Source organism: Nocardioides sp. NPDC006273 (genome assembly GCF_040613495.1).
Taxonomy (GTDB): domain Bacteria; phylum Actinomycetota; class Actinomycetes; order Propionibacteriales; family Nocardioidaceae; genus Nocardioides.
The window spans coordinates 117,542-132,983 of record NZ_JBEXSD010000003.1; the positions used below are offsets into that span (position 1 = coordinate 117,542).

Below are 15,442 nucleotides of genomic sequence, written 5' to 3' on the forward strand. Positions count from 1 at the left end.
AGTGACGAGACATGCCCACGACTGAGACGTTGCTGACTGTCGCTGGCATCTGCGGTGCCGCGCTCGTGATGGCTGGCTTCTTCGCCGCGTTCTGGCGTCTCTTCAAGCGGCTGGAGACCCTCACCGAGGGCATCATGGGCAAGCCCGCCGTGACCGACTACGCCAACGAGGTCGTAGAGAAGGCCGTGCCCTCACTCCAGGCTCGAGTGGGGAAGATCGAGGAGCTCCTGGTCATCGCCGCCGACACCAGCGAGCGGCTGATGTCCCTGGAGACGTGGCGCGTCGAGCACGAGGAGTTCTCCCAGGAGCTAGTCCGCCGCCTGCTGGACATGAAGCAGACGACCGACTGACCACCATAACTATGGCGAAGGGCCGAAGTAGCAACTCTGCTACTCGGCCCTCCAGGGGAAATTCTTCCCCTACCAGTGCGCCGGCACGATCTCGAAGTTGTGCCACGCCTGGCTGAACTGCTGCTCGCCGACCTCGCCCAGCTGCGCCAGGCACGCCTCGGCCGCCGCGCCCCTGGACTCATGCCAGAGCACCCGGTGACCCTGGATGCACTTGCCGACGTTCGCGGCCGTGTTCGGGACGGGCGCCCGGGTGGGCTCGGGGGTATCAATCTTGATACCCGCCACGACGGCCAGGGTCAGCAGTGCGCCGACAAGGGCAGCGACGATCAGCTTCATGATGTGCTCCTACTCGTTTCGTCGATCCGCGTGGGCCTGGGCGACCTCGCGAGCGTTCCTGACGCCGTGGACCTCGGCCTTCCAGCCGCAAATGCAGCGCAGGTCGTAGGTGTTCGGGTCGGTCGCCTTCCGCAGCGGCGCGACGGTGACGATGTGCTCGGTCATGACGCCATCTCCTCCTCGGCCTCGCGCCGGCCGACCTCGCGACCGACGTCAGTGGCCTGCTCTTCGCGCCACTCGGCCTCGGCGGAGCTCAGCAGCTCCCAGTTGTCCCCGATCGAGAGGTAGCGACCGGGGCGGAAGGCGAGGAGGTGCTCGCCGCGCCAGTCGATGAACAGGCGCCCCTTGTCGATCTCGAAGGTGAAGCCGAACGGGCGCTTGGCCTTGGGCGGCTCCGGCTGCTTGGTCCGGGTGATCGTGATGGCCATCCAGTGGCCGCACTCGTCGCAGGCGTAACGCTCGTCCTCGCCGGGCTCGACGATGACGCCGTGCCAGGCGTCGGTGCTCTTGCACTTCGGGCAGCTCTCGCCACCGAGGGGGATGTTGGTAGATGATGTGCTCACGGTTCTGACCTCTCGCCAGGTTGGAGCCGAGGCCCTGGCTAGGTGTTCACGCACCTGCTGGGGCCGCTCTACGTTAGAAACGCGATTGCGCCTCTATGACAAGTCGTAGTGCGAGCCGCCCTTCCGAAGGTCGGCAGGCGAGAGCAGCACCGTGATCCGCTTGGTGGCGGGCCACTCCAGCTCGGAGTTGATGATCGCCATCCGCACCCGGTCGCGGCCCTCGGCCAGCACGCTGTCGGCGCGACCGACCAGCGTCACCCCCACCAGACCCGGCGAGACGTCGGCCTGCACGTCGACCAGATGGCCGACCGCGCCGCGAAGCGCGACGCCGTGAGCTCGTGCGTACCCCATCACAGGCCCCTGACGTGCTCGACCAGCGCCGAGCCCCGGGGCGCATGCATCACCGCGACCAGATCGATCCGGATCCCGGGGGCTTGCGCATCGTGCTGCTGCAGCCAGGCCATCCCCAGCCGCTTCAACCGGTCGAGCTTGGTCTTGTCGACCGCCTCGTGTGGCGTCCCGCACCCGTCATGGCTGCGGGTCTTCACCTCGCAGACGACGAGCGTGTCGTCCTCGCGAAGGACCAGGTCGATCTCTCCGTCGGCGCACCGCCAGTTGCGGTCGAGCACGGTCATGCCGGCCTCGACCAGATACCTCTCGGCGACCGATTCGCCGTAGTTTCCCAGCGCGATCCGCGCTGGTGCCGTTGAACTCATCATGGACCTCCTGCCATTCGGCTTCGAGGTCCACACTCATCGCGAGCACCGACAATCCGAGTCGGTTCCAGGACGCCTGGGGATAACCCAGGATCGAGATCACCCTGTGGACGGCAACTGGCCCGAGGTCAGTCCAGCGGCTCGTCGATGTCGGTCGGATTGAGCGTCTCCACGTTCACGTCCTTGAAGGTGAGCACCTTGACCGCCTTCGCGAACCGGGCCGGCCGATACATGTCCCACACCCAGACGTCGTTCATCGACACCTCGAAGTAGACGTCACCCGAGTCCGTACGCGCCCGGACATCGACCTGGTTGCACAGGTAGAAGCGACGGTCGGTCTCGACGACGTACTTGAAGATGCCGACCACGTCGCGATACTCGCGGTAGAGGGTCAGCTCCATCTCGGTCTCGTACTTCTCGAGATCCTCCGCGCTCATGCCGCCGCTCGCTCGCGCTCGCTCATGTCACGACTCTAGAGCCAGTTCCCTCGTAGAACCGGGAAGACTCCACGAGCGCCGGTGATATGCCGAGGGTCCGAGGCGCTCGAGCGCGGCGATGTGGGCGGGCGCGGAGTAGCCCTTGTTGTCAGCCCACGCATAGTCAGGGTGCTCCTCGTGGAGCGCGACCATCAGCGCGTCGCGCGAGGTCTTCGCGAGGATCGAGGCGGCGGCGACCGCGGCGCACTTCATGTCTGCCTTGATCATCGTCGTCACCGGCGGCACCTCGACCTCCTCCACCATCGCGGAGACCTCACCGAAGAGCCCCTCCTGCACCGGTGGGGTCAGATAGTTGTGGTTGCCGTCGAGGAGCAGCGCCTCGGGACGTACGTCCAGGGCACCCAGCGCTCGCTGCCCCGCCAGCCGCATCGCCGCCATGATCCCGACCTCGTCGATCTCGGAGGCCAGGGCATGTCCGACGGCGGAGTCGACGGCCCAGCGGCGCACCTTCGGCGCGAGCAGCTCGCGGGCCTCGGGCGAAAGCAGCTTGGAGTCGCGTACGCCCTGGGGTGCTGTGCGGGTCGCCGCCGAGATCACCACGATCCCGATCGAGACCGGGCCGCAGAGAGCACCCCGCCCCACCTCGTCGACGGCGCCGAGATGGGTGATGCCATCGCGAAGCATGGCACGCTCGACTCTCAAGGTAGGCGCACTGCTCACTGTGACGGCACGTCCTCGAAGCTCTTGGGCCGGTGGATCCACTTCGCGCGGTCCAGCGGCCAGCCCAGCGCGACGACCTTGCCGACCACGTTGTCCTCCGGCACCCAGGGGACCATCGCGCAGTCGGTCTCCTTGGCCGTGCACATGTGCACCGTCGAGTCGGCGGAGTTGGCCCGGTTGTCGCCCATCACGAACAACGACCCGGCGGGCACGGGACCGACCTCCCAGTGGCGGGTGCCGGGCATCGGCCCGAAGCACTCGCCCTCCTTGTTGGGGCGGCCGCATCTGGTCTGGGATGGCCGGGCGTACACCTCGTCGATTGGGACGCCGTTGACGATCAGTCGGCCCTGCTTGTCGCAGCACTCGATGACGTCGCCGGAGACCCCGATCACGCGCTTCACCAGATGGCCGCCCTCGGGATAGAGGCCGATGACGGCGAGCGTCTTGCCGAGTACGTTCTCCGGGCCGGCGGACTCATCGGCACCGAGCCACGAGCCGGGGTCGGAGAAGACCACGACGTCACCGCGCCGGGGTGTGCCCGAGAGCCAGTAGGAGGGCTTCTCCACCAGCACCCGGTCGTCGGTCGCCACCGACGGACCACCCTGCAGGGCTGGCTCCATGGACTCGGAGGGGATGTAGAAGGCCTGAACGAACAGGGCCTTCACGATGATCGCGACCAGCACTGCCAGCACGACCAGGACGATGCCCTCCTGCCAGGCCGACAGCCGGGGCTTGGCCTCCTCCTCGCGGCGCGGACCGGGTCCCGGGCGATGCTGCTCGGGGGCTCGGCGAGGAGCCTGGGGCGAAGACGAGAACGACCGCGATCCCCCTGTCTCGGGCCCGTCCCAACGGGCCTGGGGCCCGACGCCGACGGAGGGATCGCGGTCGTTCGAAGTCACGCGGTGAGTCTAGAGACTCCCTCCACAACGAGCCTCATCGACTCGCAATGCTCAGGAAACCCTCAGACCTCCCGGCTCACGCCTCGCGGCGCTCCTTGATCTTCGCCTTCTTGCCGCGCAGGTTGCGCAGGTAGTAGAGCTTCGCGCGACGGACGTCACCACGGGTGACGACCTCGATCTGCTCGAAGATCGGCGAGTGCAGCGGGAAGGTGCGCTCGACGCCCACACCGAAGGAGACCTTGCGGACGGTGAAGGTGCGGCCGATGCCGGCCCCGTGGATGCGGATCACGACGCCCTGGAAGACCTGGACGCGGGACCGGTTGCCCTCGACGACCTTGACGTGGACCTTGACGGTGTCACCGGCGCGGAACGCCGGCAGGTCGTCACGCTTGGCGGCGTTGCCGACCTCAGCGAGTACGTTGCTCATCTTTTCTCCTCACGCTCGCCACAGGTCGATCGCGGTCATCAATGCCCTGGTCAGGGCGATCTTTGGCGGTGGCCCAGCCGCACTGGCCGGCGGCGCACGGCTCCCCCTGTGGCAGGAGCCTGGCGCGACACCTCCGGGTGTCTTCTTCGGAGCGTGCTTTCGGCCGACTGGACCGGCCCACAAGTCTGCCACAGCGCCATGGACCGCCGAGAATCGAGACGACCGAGCGAGGTCGAGCGGCGAGACGACCGGAGCGAGGTCGAGCGGCGAGCTTGCTCGTCCGTTCGCGCCGAGCGAGGGAGTAACCCCGCGAAGCACGAAGACGTACGCAGCACCCGCTGACGTGGAAGGATGCGTCCGTGACCGATACCGACTGGGCACCGCACACCTACGTGACGCGACCCTATCGGCAGCGGATCCCGCGCGGCCCCCGCGCGGACCGGATGCTCCGTGAGGTGACGGTGGCGCTGCCGCCCCACATCGCCGACCTCGACCTCGCCCTGGAGCGGCCGGTGGCGGCGATGACGACCGCCAGCGCGGGCGCGCTACGTCACCTCGACCTGGTCCACGGGCGGACGATGGCCGGCCTCAACCACCTGCAGCTGCGCACCGAGGCGATCGACTCCTCCAAGATCGAGCACGTCGAGGCCAGCCTGGCCGACTACGGACGGGCGCTGCTGGGGATCGGAGCCAACGCCTCTGCGATCTCGATGGCCTCCGCCACCCAGGCGATGGAGCGGCTGATCCGGGAGGCCGACACCACCCGCAAGATCACCTCCGACGCGATCTTGCGCGCTCACGGCGACCTGTTCGGCCGTCACCCCGATGAGGCGGCCACGGCGGGCAGGTTCCGCACCGTCCAGAACTGGGTCGGCGGCTCCGACTACGCACCCCGGGACACCCTCCACGTGCCGCCCCCGCCGGAGACGGTCGTCGACTACATCGAGGACCTGGTCGCCTTCGCGAACCGGGACGATCTCGCTCCCATCGCCCAGGCGGCGATCGCGCACGCCCAGTTCGAGTCGATCCACCCCTTCATCGACGGCAACGGCCGCATCGGTCGAGCCCTCATCCACGCCGTCCTCCGCCGGCGTCGTGCCTCCCGCCACCTGGCCGTGCCGATCGCGTCGGCACTCGTCGCCCACCGCGACCGCTACTTCGCCGCTCTCGACGACTACCGCGCCGGCACCGCGGCCACGATCATCGCGATGCTCGCCGCCTCGACGACCATCGCCACGACCGAGTCGTGGAAGACCGCCGAAGCGCTGGACCGGATCCGGCGCGGCTGGGGCGGGGCCGCCGGCGACCCACGGCCGGGGTCTGCTGCGTACCGTCTTCTCGACCTGCTCACCGAGGAACCCATCATCAACGCCCCTCTCGTCGCCGAGCGCCTCGACCTCGAGGAAACCACCGAGACCATCGAGGCTCTGGAGCGGGCCGGCGTCCTCGTCGGCGCGAAGCGCAGCCGCCGCTCCCCCGTGTGGCTCACCCCGGCGGTCCTGGGTGAGGTCGAGGACCTCAGCGCCCGCATCCAGCACCAGGCCCGGCAGCTGCCGTACGGGCCGCGGTAGGTCTCGTACGCTGCGAAGCCCGCCCCGGCGAACCAGGACGGGCCTCGCAGCCGAGGTGATCGATCAGCCGAGCTCGGAGTAGCCCGGCTCGTGGAGAACGGTGTCGATACCGGCGACCTCGTCCTCCTCCTTGGCGCGGAAGCCGATGGTCTTCTCGATCGCCATGCCGATGACGAAGGCCACCACGAACGAGAAGGCGATCACGGTGAGCGAGGAGAGAACCTGGGCGCCGAGCAGCTTGAAGCTGCCGCCGAAGACCAGGCTTCCACCGGTGAGCGCCTCGATGCCGAAGATGCCGACCCAGATGCAGCCGATGAACCCGGCGACGAGGTGGATCCCGACGACGTCGAGGGTGTCGTCGAAGCCGAGCTTGAACTTGAGCTCCACGGCCAGGGCGCAGATGGCACCGGCGACGAGGCCGAGGACGAGGGCCCAGACCGGGCTGACGAACGCACAGGCTGGCGTGATGGCGACCAGACCGGTGACGATGCCAGACGCGGCGCCGACGGCGGTCGGCTTGCCGTCCTTGAACTGCTCCACGACGATCCAGCCGATCAGGGCAGCTGCCGGGGCGATGATCGTGTTGATGAAGATCAGCGAGGTCTGACCCTCGTCAGCACCGAAGACACCGGTGTTGAAGCCGAACCAGCCGAACCACAGGATCGCGGCGCCGATCAGCACGAGCGGTACGTTGTGAGCGACCGTCTCCTCCTTGGAGAAGCCGACCTTGCGACGGCCGAGCACGAGCGCCAGGGCGAGCGCCGCGGCACCGGCCGACTGGTGGATCACGGTGCCGCCGGCCCAGTCGAGGGAGCCCCCGAGGCCGTAGACGTTGTTGGCGAGCCAGCCGTAGAAGTTGCCCTCGGCGTCGACGCCCCAGATCCAGCGGAAGGTCGGGAACACCACGAGGGTGGAGAAGAAGACCGCGAAGATCATCCACGGCCAGAAGCGCGCACGGTCAGCGACCGCACCCGAGACCAGCGCGACGGTGATGATGCAGAAGGCGACCAGGAAGGCGTGTCCGCCGAAGAGGTTGCCGGCGTCACCGCTGCCCGCCGTGGCGACCAGGTCGGTCATCCCGAAGTCCTCGAACGGGTTGCCGAAGAGCTTGGTGCCACCGCTGGTGCCGTTGCCGGCGATACCGGTGCCGCCGTAGAGGACGTAGAGGATCGTGACGACGGCCATCGAGCCGAAGCTCAACATCATCATCGAGACGACGGACTTGGCTTTCACCAGACCGCCATAGAAGAAGGCGAGGCCGGGGGTCATGAAGATGACCAGGGCCGCGCACAGGAGTTGCCATGCTAGTTCGACAGACATTCAGTGCCTCATAGAAGTCTCGGGACCGGGCTGTGACGTCACGCGAGCCACGTCGCTCGTCGTACGTATTGCCCGGAATCGTCGCGATGCTTCGTTTCAGAGACCGATGCCTGGTGTTACAGGGAAGTAACAGTGTTGCCGGTTGTCGATCCGCTAGCGGCGAGATCCATGGGTCTTCGTCAAGATGACGGCGCCCGGCGGGGCATCGAGATCCCGGCGCAAGCGGAATCCCGCCTTCTTGTAGATCCGGTGGTTACGCTCGCTCTTGGCGCCGGTGAAGAGCTGGTGGGTCCTGGTGCCGGCCGGAGCGACCGCCTGGATGTGGTCCAGCAACTGGCGGCCGAGACCGCGTCCCTGCATGTCCGGGGCGGTCATCAGCCGTCCGATCTCCCAGACGTCACCGATGAGTCGGGCCCGGACCGAGCCGACCAGCCGCCCGGCGGAGCGGACGACGTAGACGTCGTGGGTCTCCAGCGCGCGCACGGTGTCCTCCAGCGACTCGTGCAGCGGCGGGATCGGGACCCCGGGGTTGTCGTGCATCTCCTGCACCCAGCAGGCGAGCTGCAGCGTGTGCAGCTCCGGCACGTCGGCGCGTACGGCGGGCACGATCTCCCACTTCTCCCCCTCACCGAGCCCGGCCGCCTGGGAGGCGTGGAGCAGGTCGGGGCGGCGTACGGAGGTCCGGACGACCGCCTGCTCGTGGCGCCACTGCGCGATGCGCTTGTGGTCGCCGCTCAGCAGGACCTTCGGGACCTCGAGATCACGCCAGGTCGCGGGCTTGGTGTAGACCGGATACTCCAGAAGGCCGTCCTCGTGGGACTCCTCGAGGAGCGACTCGGCATTGCCCATGAAGCCGGGAAGAAGACGTACGACGGCCTCCGTGATCGCCATGGCGGCGACCTCTCCCCCGTTGAGCACGTAGTCGCCCAGGGAGATCTCGCGGACCTCGGCCCGGGTGGCGGCGTGGTCGAGCACGCGCTGGTCGATGCCCTCGTAGCGGCCGAGCAGGAAGACCAGCCGGTCGCGGGTCGACAGCTCGCGGGCCAGCGCCTGGGTGAACGGCTCCCCACTGGGGGTCGTCACGATGACGGTCGCGCCGTCGATCGCCAGCTCGTCGAACGCCTCACCGAACGGCTCCGGCTTCATCACCATCCCGGCGCCACCGCCGTAGGGGGTGTCGTCGACGGTGCGGTGCTTGTCGTGCGCCCACGCCCGCAGGTCGTGGACCTGGAGGTCCAGCAGGCCGGACTCGATCGCCTTGCCCGGCAGGCTCAGCCGCAGCGGCGCGAGATAGTCGGGAAAGATGGTGAGGTAGTCGAGCCTCACTTGACCGCGTCCTCGTCATCGTCCTCGGCGAACGGCGTGACCAGGCCGGGCCGGTCGGCGATGACGACCTTCCTCTCGGCGAGGTCGACGACGGGCACCAGCGCCTTCACGAACGGCACCAGCGCGTCGCGGCGGTCAGGCGTACGGATCGTCAGCAGGTCCTGGGCACCGCCGTGGACGAGCGCCTTCACCGTGCCCAGCTCGCGGCCCTCCTCGTCGAAGGCGTTCAGGCCGATGAGCTGATGGTCGTAGTACTCGTCGGGGTCCTCGGGGGTCTCCTCGGCCGGTACGTCGGCGAAGAGCAGGGTCCCGCGAGCGGCCTCGGCCTCGTTGCGGTCGGTGATCTCCTCGAAGGCGACCTGGAGCACCTGCCCGTGCCAGCGGGCGCCCTCGACGGTCAGCTGCTCGGCGGCGTACGCCGATCCCTTCGGCGGCTGCGCCCGCAGCACCGTTCCCTCGGCGAACCGCCGGTCAGGCTCGTCGGTGCGCGCCTCGACGGTCACGAACCCACGGATCCCATGCGGCTTGCCGATCCGTCCGACCAGCACCTCGATCAACTCCACGAGGTGAGCCTAGAGGGTGGCGTGCGTCGGGCTGAACTCCTCGGTGCGGGCGGCCGAGCCGGGTGTAACACGCTGTTCGTAGGTCTATCCGGTCGTTATAAAGGGCGAGTAGTCCTACGAACGACGTGTTACACGCGACCCGGTCGCCGAAATGAGCAACGGGCGCCACCCCCGAAGGAGTGGCGCCCGTTGTGCGTTGATGCAGCCGGTGCTCAGCGACCGCCGTCGACGTCGACGAAGTCGATCCGCGCGCCGCCCTTGCCGGCCAGCGCCGAGACGACGGTGCGGAACGCGCTGGCGGTGCGACCGCCGCGGCCGATCACCTTGCCGAGGTCGTCGGGGTGGACCCGGACCTCGAGGACGGAGCCGCGACGAAGCTGCTTGTCGCGCACGCTCACCTCGTCCGGGTTGTCGACGACTCCTCGGACGAGGTGCTCGAGAGCTTCAGCGAGCATGCTGCTCAGGCCTCGGCCTCAGCGGCGGCCGGGGTCTCCTCGGCCTTGGGCTCCTCGGCCTTGGGCTCCTCGGCCTTGGGCTCCTCGGCCTTCGGCTCCTCGGCCTTCGGCTCCTCGGCCTTCGGCTCTTCGGCCTTGGGCTCCTCGACCTTCTCGGCCTTCTCGTCCTTCTTGGCCTTCTTGGTGACAGCCTCGGAACCAGCCGACGCGTGCGCCTCGGCGAGAGCCTTGTTGAAGAGCTCGAGCTTGTCGGGCTTCGGCGCGGCGTGCCGCAGCGTGCCCTCGGCGCCCGGGAGGCCCTTGAACTTCTGCCAGTCGCCGGTCACCTTGAGGATCGCCTCGAGAGCCGGGGTCGGCTGGGCGCCGACGCCGAGCCAGTACTGGGCGCGCTCGGAGTCGACCTGGATGAAGCTCGGCTCCTCCTTGGGACGGTAGAGACCGATCTCCTCGATGACAGCGCCGTCACGCTTCTTGCGCGAGTCGACGATGACGATGCGGTACTGCGGAACCCGGATCTTGCCCAGGCGCTTCAAGCGGATCTTGACAGCCACTGTTGGTGGTATTCCTTTGGAATCGAATATGGGTGAAGAGGCCCGTGTCGGTGTGGGGACACCCGTCAGGCAACTTCGGCGGGCACTGCTGCGCTGGGTGAGAGGGTCCCTGCGCACAGGACACACGTCTCAGTTTGCCAGAGGTCCCCGGAACCGACGAAATCTCAGCCCGGTCAGGCGTAGATCCTCCCCCGGAGTACGACGGCAGCCGGCCGCGCGAGGACGGTGAGGTCCTCGAGGGGGTTGGTGTCGTAGACGACGAAGTCGGCGGGGTCGCCCTCGGCGAGGCCGGGGTTGTGGCCGAGCCAATCCCGGGCACGCCAGGAGGCGGCACCGAGGACGACGTCGGCCGGAAGACCGAGCCGGTGCATGGCGAGGATCTCCGTCGGGAGGACGCCGTGCAGCTGGTCCCCCGCACCGTCGGAGCCCGCGTAGAGAGCGACCCCTGCCTCGTAGGCGCTCATGATCGTCTCGCGACGGCGCGTGTAGAGGTCCTCCATGGTGGCGGCGTACGTCGGGAACTTGGGTGCCGCGGCGGCGGCCAGGTCGGGGAAGATCTCCAGCTGGGCGACGGTCGGGACCAGCGCGGTCCCCTGCTCGGCCATCGTCTCGACGAGGTCGGGGGTCAGCCCGGTGCCGTGCTCGATGCAGTCGATGCCGGCCTCGATCAACCCGGGCAGCACCTCGCTGCCGAAGCAGTGCGCCGTCACGCGGGCGTCGTTGTCGTGGGCGACCTTGATCGCCTCGGCGAACGACTCGGCGGGGAAGGACGGCTTCAGGTCTCCCTCGGCACGGTCGATCCAGTCCCCTACGAGCTTGACCCAGCCGTCCCCGGAGCGGGCCTGCCGCTCGACGGCCTCGGTGAGGCCGTCGGGCTCGACCTCGTCGGCGTAGTTGCGCATGTAGCGCTTCGTACGTCCGATGTGGCGGCCGGCGCGGATCAGCCGGGGCAGGTCGTCGCGGGACTGGACCCAGCGGGTGTCGGCGGCGGAGCCGGCGTCGCGCAGGAGCAGCGCGCCGGCGTCGCGGTCGGCGATCGCCTGGGCCTCGGCGGTCTCCTGGTCGACGGCGCCGTCGGGCCCGAGGCCGACATGGCAGTGGGCGTCGACGAGACCGGGCACGATCCAGCCCGACGCACCGGTCTCCGCCCCCGACGGCCGCTCGTAGGTGATGCGGCCGTCGAGGACGTAGAGGTCAAGCACCTCTCCATCGGGAAGGACCGGGCCGGAGAAGCGCAGAGCAGTCATGTGACGCAGATTACCTACTTCGAGCCAGTCCCTGCAGGCACCTTCACCCCGGCCGCCTCGAGGATCGGGAAGTGCTGGGCGAGCGGAATGACCTGACCGGTGACGACATTGTTGTCGTCCCACCCGATGGAGGTCGGTACGCCGACGAGCTCCCCGTCGTCGTTGACTGCCGCGCCACCGGAGTTGCCGCTGGAGATCCGGGCGGTGACGTCGAAGACGGCCCGCTCCTCCCCTTCGAACGAGAGGATGGTCGCCACGTTGCCCTCCGCGACGGTCGGCGGCTGGAAGAGCACGCCCTTCTTGTCCGCGAAGCTCTCCTTCGGCAGCATCGGGAAGCCGATGGTGGCGATGTAGTCGCCGCGGTCGACCGCATCGGAGTCGCCGAGCGAGATCGTCGGCAGGTCCAGCGAGGACGGGTTCACCGGGTCGCCGTTGCCGTCGGCGATGATCTGCACGACCGCGCTGTCGACCTCGCCGTCGGACTCGATGACCTTGGCGATGTAGTCGGGCTCGCCGACCTTGTAACCCTCGGCCGGATCGGTCATGTGGATGTTGACGACCTCGGGCGAGACGTCGCCTCTGGCGGCGTACTCCGGGATCTTCGCCGGGTCGGCGACGTGCGCGTTGGTGAGGATCTTGCCGTCCGCGGTGACGATCGACCCCGATCCCATCGCGATGGTGTCCTCAGTCGGCGCGTAGGTGATCCAGACGGCTGCCCGCTGCGCGCTGTTGAGCTCGTCCTTGGTCAGGCCGGTGTCCTGGGCTGCCGAGTCGCCGCCGGGGACCACGAACATCGCCACCACCAGTCCGATGACCACCACCGCGGCTGCGGCCCCGATCCCGCCCCACATCAGGAGCTTGTTGCGGCGCTTCGCGGCCGCACGAGCGACCTCGACCTCGGCGGCGTAGATGGGGATGACCTTGAGGATCTCGCCGGCGACCGGGTGCCCGAGGCGGATCTCGGTCTCCTCGTCGATCTCCTGCCTGACCAGCGGCTTCCCCTTGAGGAACGAACCGGTCTGGGAGCCGTTCTCGAAGGTCCAGCCGCCGGGCGTGGCCACCAGCCGGGCGTGCTGGCGAGAGACGCCTTGGTCCTCCAGAACGACCGAGTTGTCGGCCGCGCGGCCGATGGTCACCGTGACCGGGTGACGGAAGCGGTGCTCCTTGCCCTCGGCGACCAGCAGCAGGTCGGGGCCGCTCGGCTCGGTCGGTGGCTGCCCGGGAGCTGACGGGCGTGCCATCCCGGGCGCGATCGTCATCTCAGAGATCCCGTCGTCCGCCGACTGAGCCGGGGGCGCGGGCGGCCGGTGGCTCGGCGCTGCAGGAGCCGCTGCCGGCATCCCCGAGGGCGGGGCCATGGTGGCGCCCGGCCCGGCAAACCCCGTCGGTGGAGGCGGCGGCGCCGGCGCCTGGGCACGCGGAGCACCCGCCGCCACCGGCGCGTCGTCGAGGGTGACGGTGATCGTCGAGCCCGGTCCCGCCGGGCCGAGCTGGATCTGCGTCGCCCCGGTCAACGGCACCTCGGAGACACGGTTTCCGGCGACGTACGTCCCTCCGGCGGAGCCCACGTCGACCAGCTTCCAGCCGGAAGGGTCCGGACGGAGCTCGGCATGAGCACGCGAGACCGAGGTGGACGCGAGCACCACGTCAGCGTCGATCGAGCGCCCGATCCGGACGATCTTGTCGGGCGGGAAGCTGAGCGCACGTCCCGATACGTCTACGCGAAGCGTCTGCATGGACGAATCATGCACCGAAATGGCCCGATCCCCGCGTCGCGAATCGAAGATTCGGCGAACTCGACCCAACCAGTTTCCGTCTGGCGCCGTCCCGAGACCGTGTCCGAAAGCAAACGGCGGTTCCCAGCCCCTATCGGCGACGTCGAACAGCTCCGGGGCGCCGACTCAGATCTGGTCGAGCAGCCAGCTGGGACCCAGCGCCGTCGCCCCGCCGCAGCGCGCCTGCAGCATCCGGTCGGCGCTCACCAGCGTCACCCGGTCCCCCTTGCCGACAGCCTCCCGGACGACCTCGACGATCGCGGCGTCGCCGTCCTTGGGAGCGTGCACGGTGCGGACGTGGGCGTCCTTGCCCGGACGTACGCCGCCCTTGGCCTGTCCCTCCAGGACCAGGACGACCTGGTCGTGCGGGAGGTCGGCCACGAGCAGTGCTTCGTGGAGCCGGCGGGCAGCCCCCGCGCGGTCCTTCCACCACCCATCCGGGCGGGCACCGACGACGTTGGCGCCGTCGACGACCAGGACCGTCGCCACCCGAGCCTCGGCTACTTGAGGAACTTGGAGAAGTCCGCCGGCAGGTTGAGATCGGCGGCAGCCTTCTCGTAGTCGACGTCCTCGCCACCCGGCATCCCGAACGGGTTGGCAGCGGCCGGCTTCTTCTCGGCCTCGGCCTTGGCCTGCTGGGCGGCCTTGGCCGGGTTGCCGGACTTGCGCGCGCCCTTGCCCTTCTTCTTCTGGGCGACCTGCTTGGCACCAGCACGCTTGCCGAAGCCGGCACCGGGCGCGCCGGGCATCCCGGGCATGCCGCCGCCGGAGGCGAGCTGCTTCATCATCTTCGACGCCTCGGTGAAGCGCTGGATCAGCTGGTTGACGTCGGAGACCTGGCGGCCCGAGCCCTTCGCGATGCGGGCGCGGCGGGAGCCGTCGAGGATCTTCGGGTTGGCGCGCTCGGCCGGCGTCATCGACTGGATGATCGCCTGAATCCGGTCGATCTCGCGCTCGTCGAAGTTGTCGAGCTGGTCGCGGAACTGGCCCATCCCCGGCAGCATGCCCATCAGCTTCGACATCGAGCCGAGCTTGCGCAGCTGCTGCATCTGCTTGAGGAAGTCCTCGAGCGTGAACTCGCCGGTCGCGATCTTGGCCGCGTCCTGCTGGGCCTGCTCCTGGTCGAAGGTCTTCTCGGCCTGCTCGATCAGGGTCAGCATGTCGCCCATGTCGAGGATCCGGCCGGCCATCCGGTCGGGGTGGAACAGGTCGAAGTCGGTCATCTTCTCGCCGTTGGAGGCGAACATGACCGGCTTGCCGGTGATCTCGACGATCGAGAGCGCGGCGCCACCGCGGGCGTCACCGTCGAGCTTGGTCAGGACGACGCCGTCGTAGCCGACGCCGTCGAGGAAGGCCTGGGCGGTGTTGACCGCGTCCTGACCGATCATCGCGTCGACGACGAAGAGAACCTCGTCGGGGTTGACCGCCGCCTTGATGTCGGCGGCCTGCCTCATCAGCTCCTCGTCGATGCCGAGACGGCCGGCGGTGTCGACGATGGCCACGTCGTGAAGCTTGCGCTTGGCCTCCTCGACGGCGTCACGGGCGACGTCGACGGGGTTTCCGACACCATTGCCCGGCTGAGGCGCATAGACCGGGACGCCGACGCGCTCACCGTTGACCTGGAGCTGGTTGACCGCGTTGGGCCGCTGCAGGTCGGCGGCCACGAGCAGGGGCGTCTTGCCCTGCTCCTTCAGCCACAGCGCGAGCTTCGCGGCCAGGGTGGTCTTACCGGCACCCTGCAGACCGGCGAGCATGATGACGGTCGGGCCGGTCTTCGCGTAGCGGAGCCGGCGGGTCTCGCCACCCAGGATCGTGACCAGCTCGTCGTTGACGATCTTGACGATCTGCTGGGCGGGGTTCAGCGCCTGGCTGACCTCTTCGCCGCGCGCCCGCTCCTTGACCCGGCCGACGAACTCGCGCACCACCGGCAGCGCGACGTCGGCCTCGAGCAGCGCGATCCGGATCTCGCGAGCGGTGGCATCGATGTCGGCATCGGTGAGGCGGCCCTTGCCCCGGATGTTCTTGAACGTCGTGGCGAGCCGGTCGGAGAGCGTGGCGAACAAAGCGGTCCTTCAGCAGAGTGGTTGTCCTGCCAAGACTAACGAACAGTTGTACGCCGCACGGCATCCGGCAGGGTGAATACTGACCGAGATAGCTCGGTCAGGGCTCACTTCCCTCGTGGAGCT

At 68.7% G+C, this 15,442-nt stretch carries 20 protein-coding genes; 2 read left to right on the top strand and 18 right to left on the bottom strand.

Annotation, left to right across the window (positions count from 1 at the left end; genetic code table 11):
- Positions 1-11 precede the first annotated feature (11 nt).
- Complete coding sequence (locus ABZZ22_RS02560; RefSeq protein WP_354926486.1) at positions 12-350, top strand: hypothetical protein; 339 nt, start codon at positions 12-14, stop codon at positions 348-350.
- Between the two features lie 69 nt (positions 351-419).
- Here the strand turns inward: ABZZ22_RS02560 and ABZZ22_RS02565 are convergent, their stop codons facing one another.
- The 9 genes from ABZZ22_RS02565 to rplS all read right to left on the bottom strand — a co-directional run bounded on the left by ABZZ22_RS02565 (position 420) and on the right by rplS (position 4,448).
- Positions 420-686: a hypothetical protein gene (locus tag ABZZ22_RS02565; RefSeq protein ID WP_354926488.1), complete on the bottom strand. Its 267-nt coding sequence runs from the start codon at positions 684-686 to the stop codon at positions 420-422.
- Between the two features lie 9 nt (positions 687-695).
- Positions 696-851, bottom strand: coding sequence for a hypothetical protein (locus ABZZ22_RS02570; RefSeq protein ID WP_354926490.1), 156 nt, complete (start codon positions 849-851; stop codon positions 696-698).
- The gene (locus ABZZ22_RS02575) at positions 848-1,249 is read right to left on the bottom strand and encodes a hypothetical protein (protein WP_354926492.1); all 402 of its coding nucleotides are present in this window, start codon (positions 1,247-1,249) and stop codon (positions 848-850) included. The genes ABZZ22_RS02570 and ABZZ22_RS02575 overlap by 4 nt, the downstream gene beginning before the upstream one ends.
- Positions 1,250-1,342: 93 nt before the next feature.
- Positions 1,343-1,600, bottom strand: coding sequence for a magnesium chelatase domain-containing protein (locus ABZZ22_RS02580; protein WP_354926494.1), 258 nt, complete (start codon positions 1,598-1,600; stop codon positions 1,343-1,345).
- Positions 1,600-1,965, bottom strand: coding sequence for a YraN family protein (locus ABZZ22_RS02585; RefSeq protein WP_179657016.1), 366 nt, complete (start codon positions 1,963-1,965; stop codon positions 1,600-1,602). Before ABZZ22_RS02585 ends, ABZZ22_RS02580 begins: the two co-directional genes overlap by 1 nt.
- A gap of 128 nt (positions 1,966-2,093) precedes the next feature.
- Positions 2,094-2,402, bottom strand: coding sequence for a DUF2469 domain-containing protein (locus ABZZ22_RS02590; RefSeq protein ID WP_179657015.1), 309 nt, complete (start codon positions 2,400-2,402; stop codon positions 2,094-2,096).
- A gap of 27 nt (positions 2,403-2,429) precedes the next feature.
- A complete protein-coding gene (locus ABZZ22_RS02595; protein WP_354926497.1) occupies positions 2,430-3,086 on the bottom strand; it encodes a ribonuclease HII in 657 nt (218 codons plus the stop codon).
- A gap of 32 nt (positions 3,087-3,118) precedes the next feature.
- Complete coding sequence (gene lepB / locus ABZZ22_RS02600; protein WP_354926500.1) at positions 3,119-4,021, bottom strand: signal peptidase I; 903 nt, start codon at positions 4,019-4,021, stop codon at positions 3,119-3,121.
- A gap of 76 nt (positions 4,022-4,097) precedes the next feature.
- Positions 4,098-4,448 carry a 50S ribosomal protein L19 gene (gene rplS / locus ABZZ22_RS02605; RefSeq protein ID WP_354926503.1) on the bottom strand — a complete coding sequence of 117 codons (351 nt, stop codon included), beginning with the start codon at positions 4,446-4,448 and terminating at the stop codon, positions 4,098-4,100.
- Positions 4,449-4,807: 359 nt separating this feature from the next.
- Here rplS and ABZZ22_RS02610 point away from each other — a divergent pair, with 359 nt between their 5' ends.
- Positions 4,808-6,019 carry a Fic family protein gene (locus ABZZ22_RS02610; protein WP_354926505.1) on the top strand — a complete coding sequence of 404 codons (1,212 nt, stop codon included), beginning with the start codon at positions 4,808-4,810 and terminating at the stop codon, positions 6,017-6,019.
- Positions 6,020-6,082: 63 nt separating this feature from the next.
- On the opposite strand, the gene ABZZ22_RS02615 is transcribed toward ABZZ22_RS02610, so the two are convergent.
- The 9 genes from ABZZ22_RS02615 to ffh form a co-directional block, all read right to left on the bottom strand.
- A complete protein-coding gene (locus ABZZ22_RS02615) occupies positions 6,083-7,339 on the bottom strand; it encodes an ammonium transporter (protein ID WP_354926507.1) in 1,257 nt (418 codons plus the stop codon).
- A gap of 153 nt (positions 7,340-7,492) precedes the next feature.
- A complete protein-coding gene (trmD, locus tag ABZZ22_RS02620) occupies positions 7,493-8,665 on the bottom strand; it encodes a tRNA (guanosine(37)-N1)-methyltransferase TrmD (RefSeq protein ID WP_354926509.1) in 1,173 nt (390 codons plus the stop codon).
- Entirely contained in the window at positions 8,662-9,228 is a 567-nt protein-coding gene (gene rimM / locus ABZZ22_RS02625; protein ID WP_354926511.1) for a ribosome maturation factor RimM, read from the bottom strand. Before rimM ends, trmD begins: the two co-directional genes overlap by 4 nt.
- A 212-nt stretch (positions 9,229-9,440) precedes the next feature.
- Complete coding sequence (locus ABZZ22_RS02630; protein WP_292652032.1) at positions 9,441-9,683, bottom strand: RNA-binding protein; 243 nt, start codon at positions 9,681-9,683, stop codon at positions 9,441-9,443.
- 5 nt (positions 9,684-9,688) lie between these two features.
- Positions 9,689-10,234, bottom strand: coding sequence for a 30S ribosomal protein S16 (gene rpsP, locus ABZZ22_RS02635; RefSeq protein WP_354926513.1), 546 nt, complete (start codon positions 10,232-10,234; stop codon positions 9,689-9,691).
- Between the two features lie 173 nt (positions 10,235-10,407).
- Entirely contained in the window at positions 10,408-11,481 is a 1,074-nt protein-coding gene (locus tag ABZZ22_RS02640) for an amidohydrolase family protein (protein ID WP_354926515.1), read from the bottom strand.
- A 14-nt stretch (positions 11,482-11,495) separates the two neighbouring features.
- Positions 11,496-13,217 (bottom strand): FHA domain-containing protein, encoded by a 1,722-nt coding sequence (locus tag ABZZ22_RS02645; protein ID WP_354926517.1) that lies wholly within the window; start codon positions 13,215-13,217, stop codon positions 11,496-11,498.
- 165 nt (positions 13,218-13,382) lie between these two features.
- On the bottom strand, positions 13,383-13,745 hold the full coding sequence (locus ABZZ22_RS02650) for a hypothetical protein (RefSeq protein WP_354926519.1): 363 nt from the start codon (positions 13,743-13,745) through the stop codon (positions 13,383-13,385).
- Between the two features lie 11 nt (positions 13,746-13,756).
- Positions 13,757-15,319 carry a signal recognition particle protein gene (ffh, locus tag ABZZ22_RS02655; protein ID WP_354926521.1) on the bottom strand — a complete coding sequence of 521 codons (1,563 nt, stop codon included), beginning with the start codon at positions 15,317-15,319 and terminating at the stop codon, positions 13,757-13,759.
- Positions 15,320-15,442 lie beyond the last annotated feature (123 nt).

What these genes read in the sequence shown, in the direction of transcription:
- ABZZ22_RS02595 (WP_354926497.1), bottom strand. Translation starts at nt 3,086, where the DNA reads ATGCTTCGCGATGGCATCACCCATCTCGGCGCCGTCGACGAGGTGGGG.
- ABZZ22_RS02640 (WP_354926515.1), bottom strand. Translation starts at nt 11,481, where the DNA reads ATGACTGCTCTGCGCTTCTCCGGCCCGGTCCTTCCCGATGGAGAGGTG.
- ABZZ22_RS02615 (WP_354926507.1), bottom strand. Translation starts at nt 7,339, where the DNA reads ATGTCTGTCGAACTAGCATGGCAACTCCTGTGCGCGGCCCTGGTCATC.
- ABZZ22_RS02645 (WP_354926517.1), bottom strand. Translation starts at nt 13,217, where the DNA reads ATGCAGACGCTTCGCGTAGACGTATCGGGACGTGCGCTCAGCTTCCCG.
- ABZZ22_RS02590 (WP_179657015.1), bottom strand. Translation starts at nt 2,402, where the DNA reads ATGAGCGCGGAGGATCTCGAGAAGTACGAGACCGAGATGGAGCTGACC.
- ABZZ22_RS02560 (WP_354926486.1), top strand. Translation starts at nt 12, where the DNA reads ATGCCCACGACTGAGACGTTGCTGACTGTCGCTGGCATCTGCGGTGCC.
- ABZZ22_RS02585 (WP_179657016.1), bottom strand. Translation starts at nt 1,965, where the DNA reads ATGAGTTCAACGGCACCAGCGCGGATCGCGCTGGGAAACTACGGCGAA.
- ABZZ22_RS02565 (WP_354926488.1), bottom strand. Translation starts at nt 686, where the DNA reads ATGAAGCTGATCGTCGCTGCCCTTGTCGGCGCACTGCTGACCCTGGCC.
- ABZZ22_RS02570 (WP_354926490.1), bottom strand. Translation starts at nt 851, where the DNA reads ATGACCGAGCACATCGTCACCGTCGCGCCGCTGCGGAAGGCGACCGAC.
- ABZZ22_RS02630 (WP_292652032.1), bottom strand. Translation starts at nt 9,683, where the DNA reads ATGCTCGCTGAAGCTCTCGAGCACCTCGTCCGAGGAGTCGTCGACAAC.
- rplS (WP_354926503.1), bottom strand. Translation starts at nt 4,448, where the DNA reads ATGAGCAACGTACTCGCTGAGGTCGGCAACGCCGCCAAGCGTGACGAC.
- ABZZ22_RS02580 (WP_354926494.1), bottom strand. Translation starts at nt 1,600, where the DNA reads ATGGGGTACGCACGAGCTCACGGCGTCGCGCTTCGCGGCGCGGTCGGC.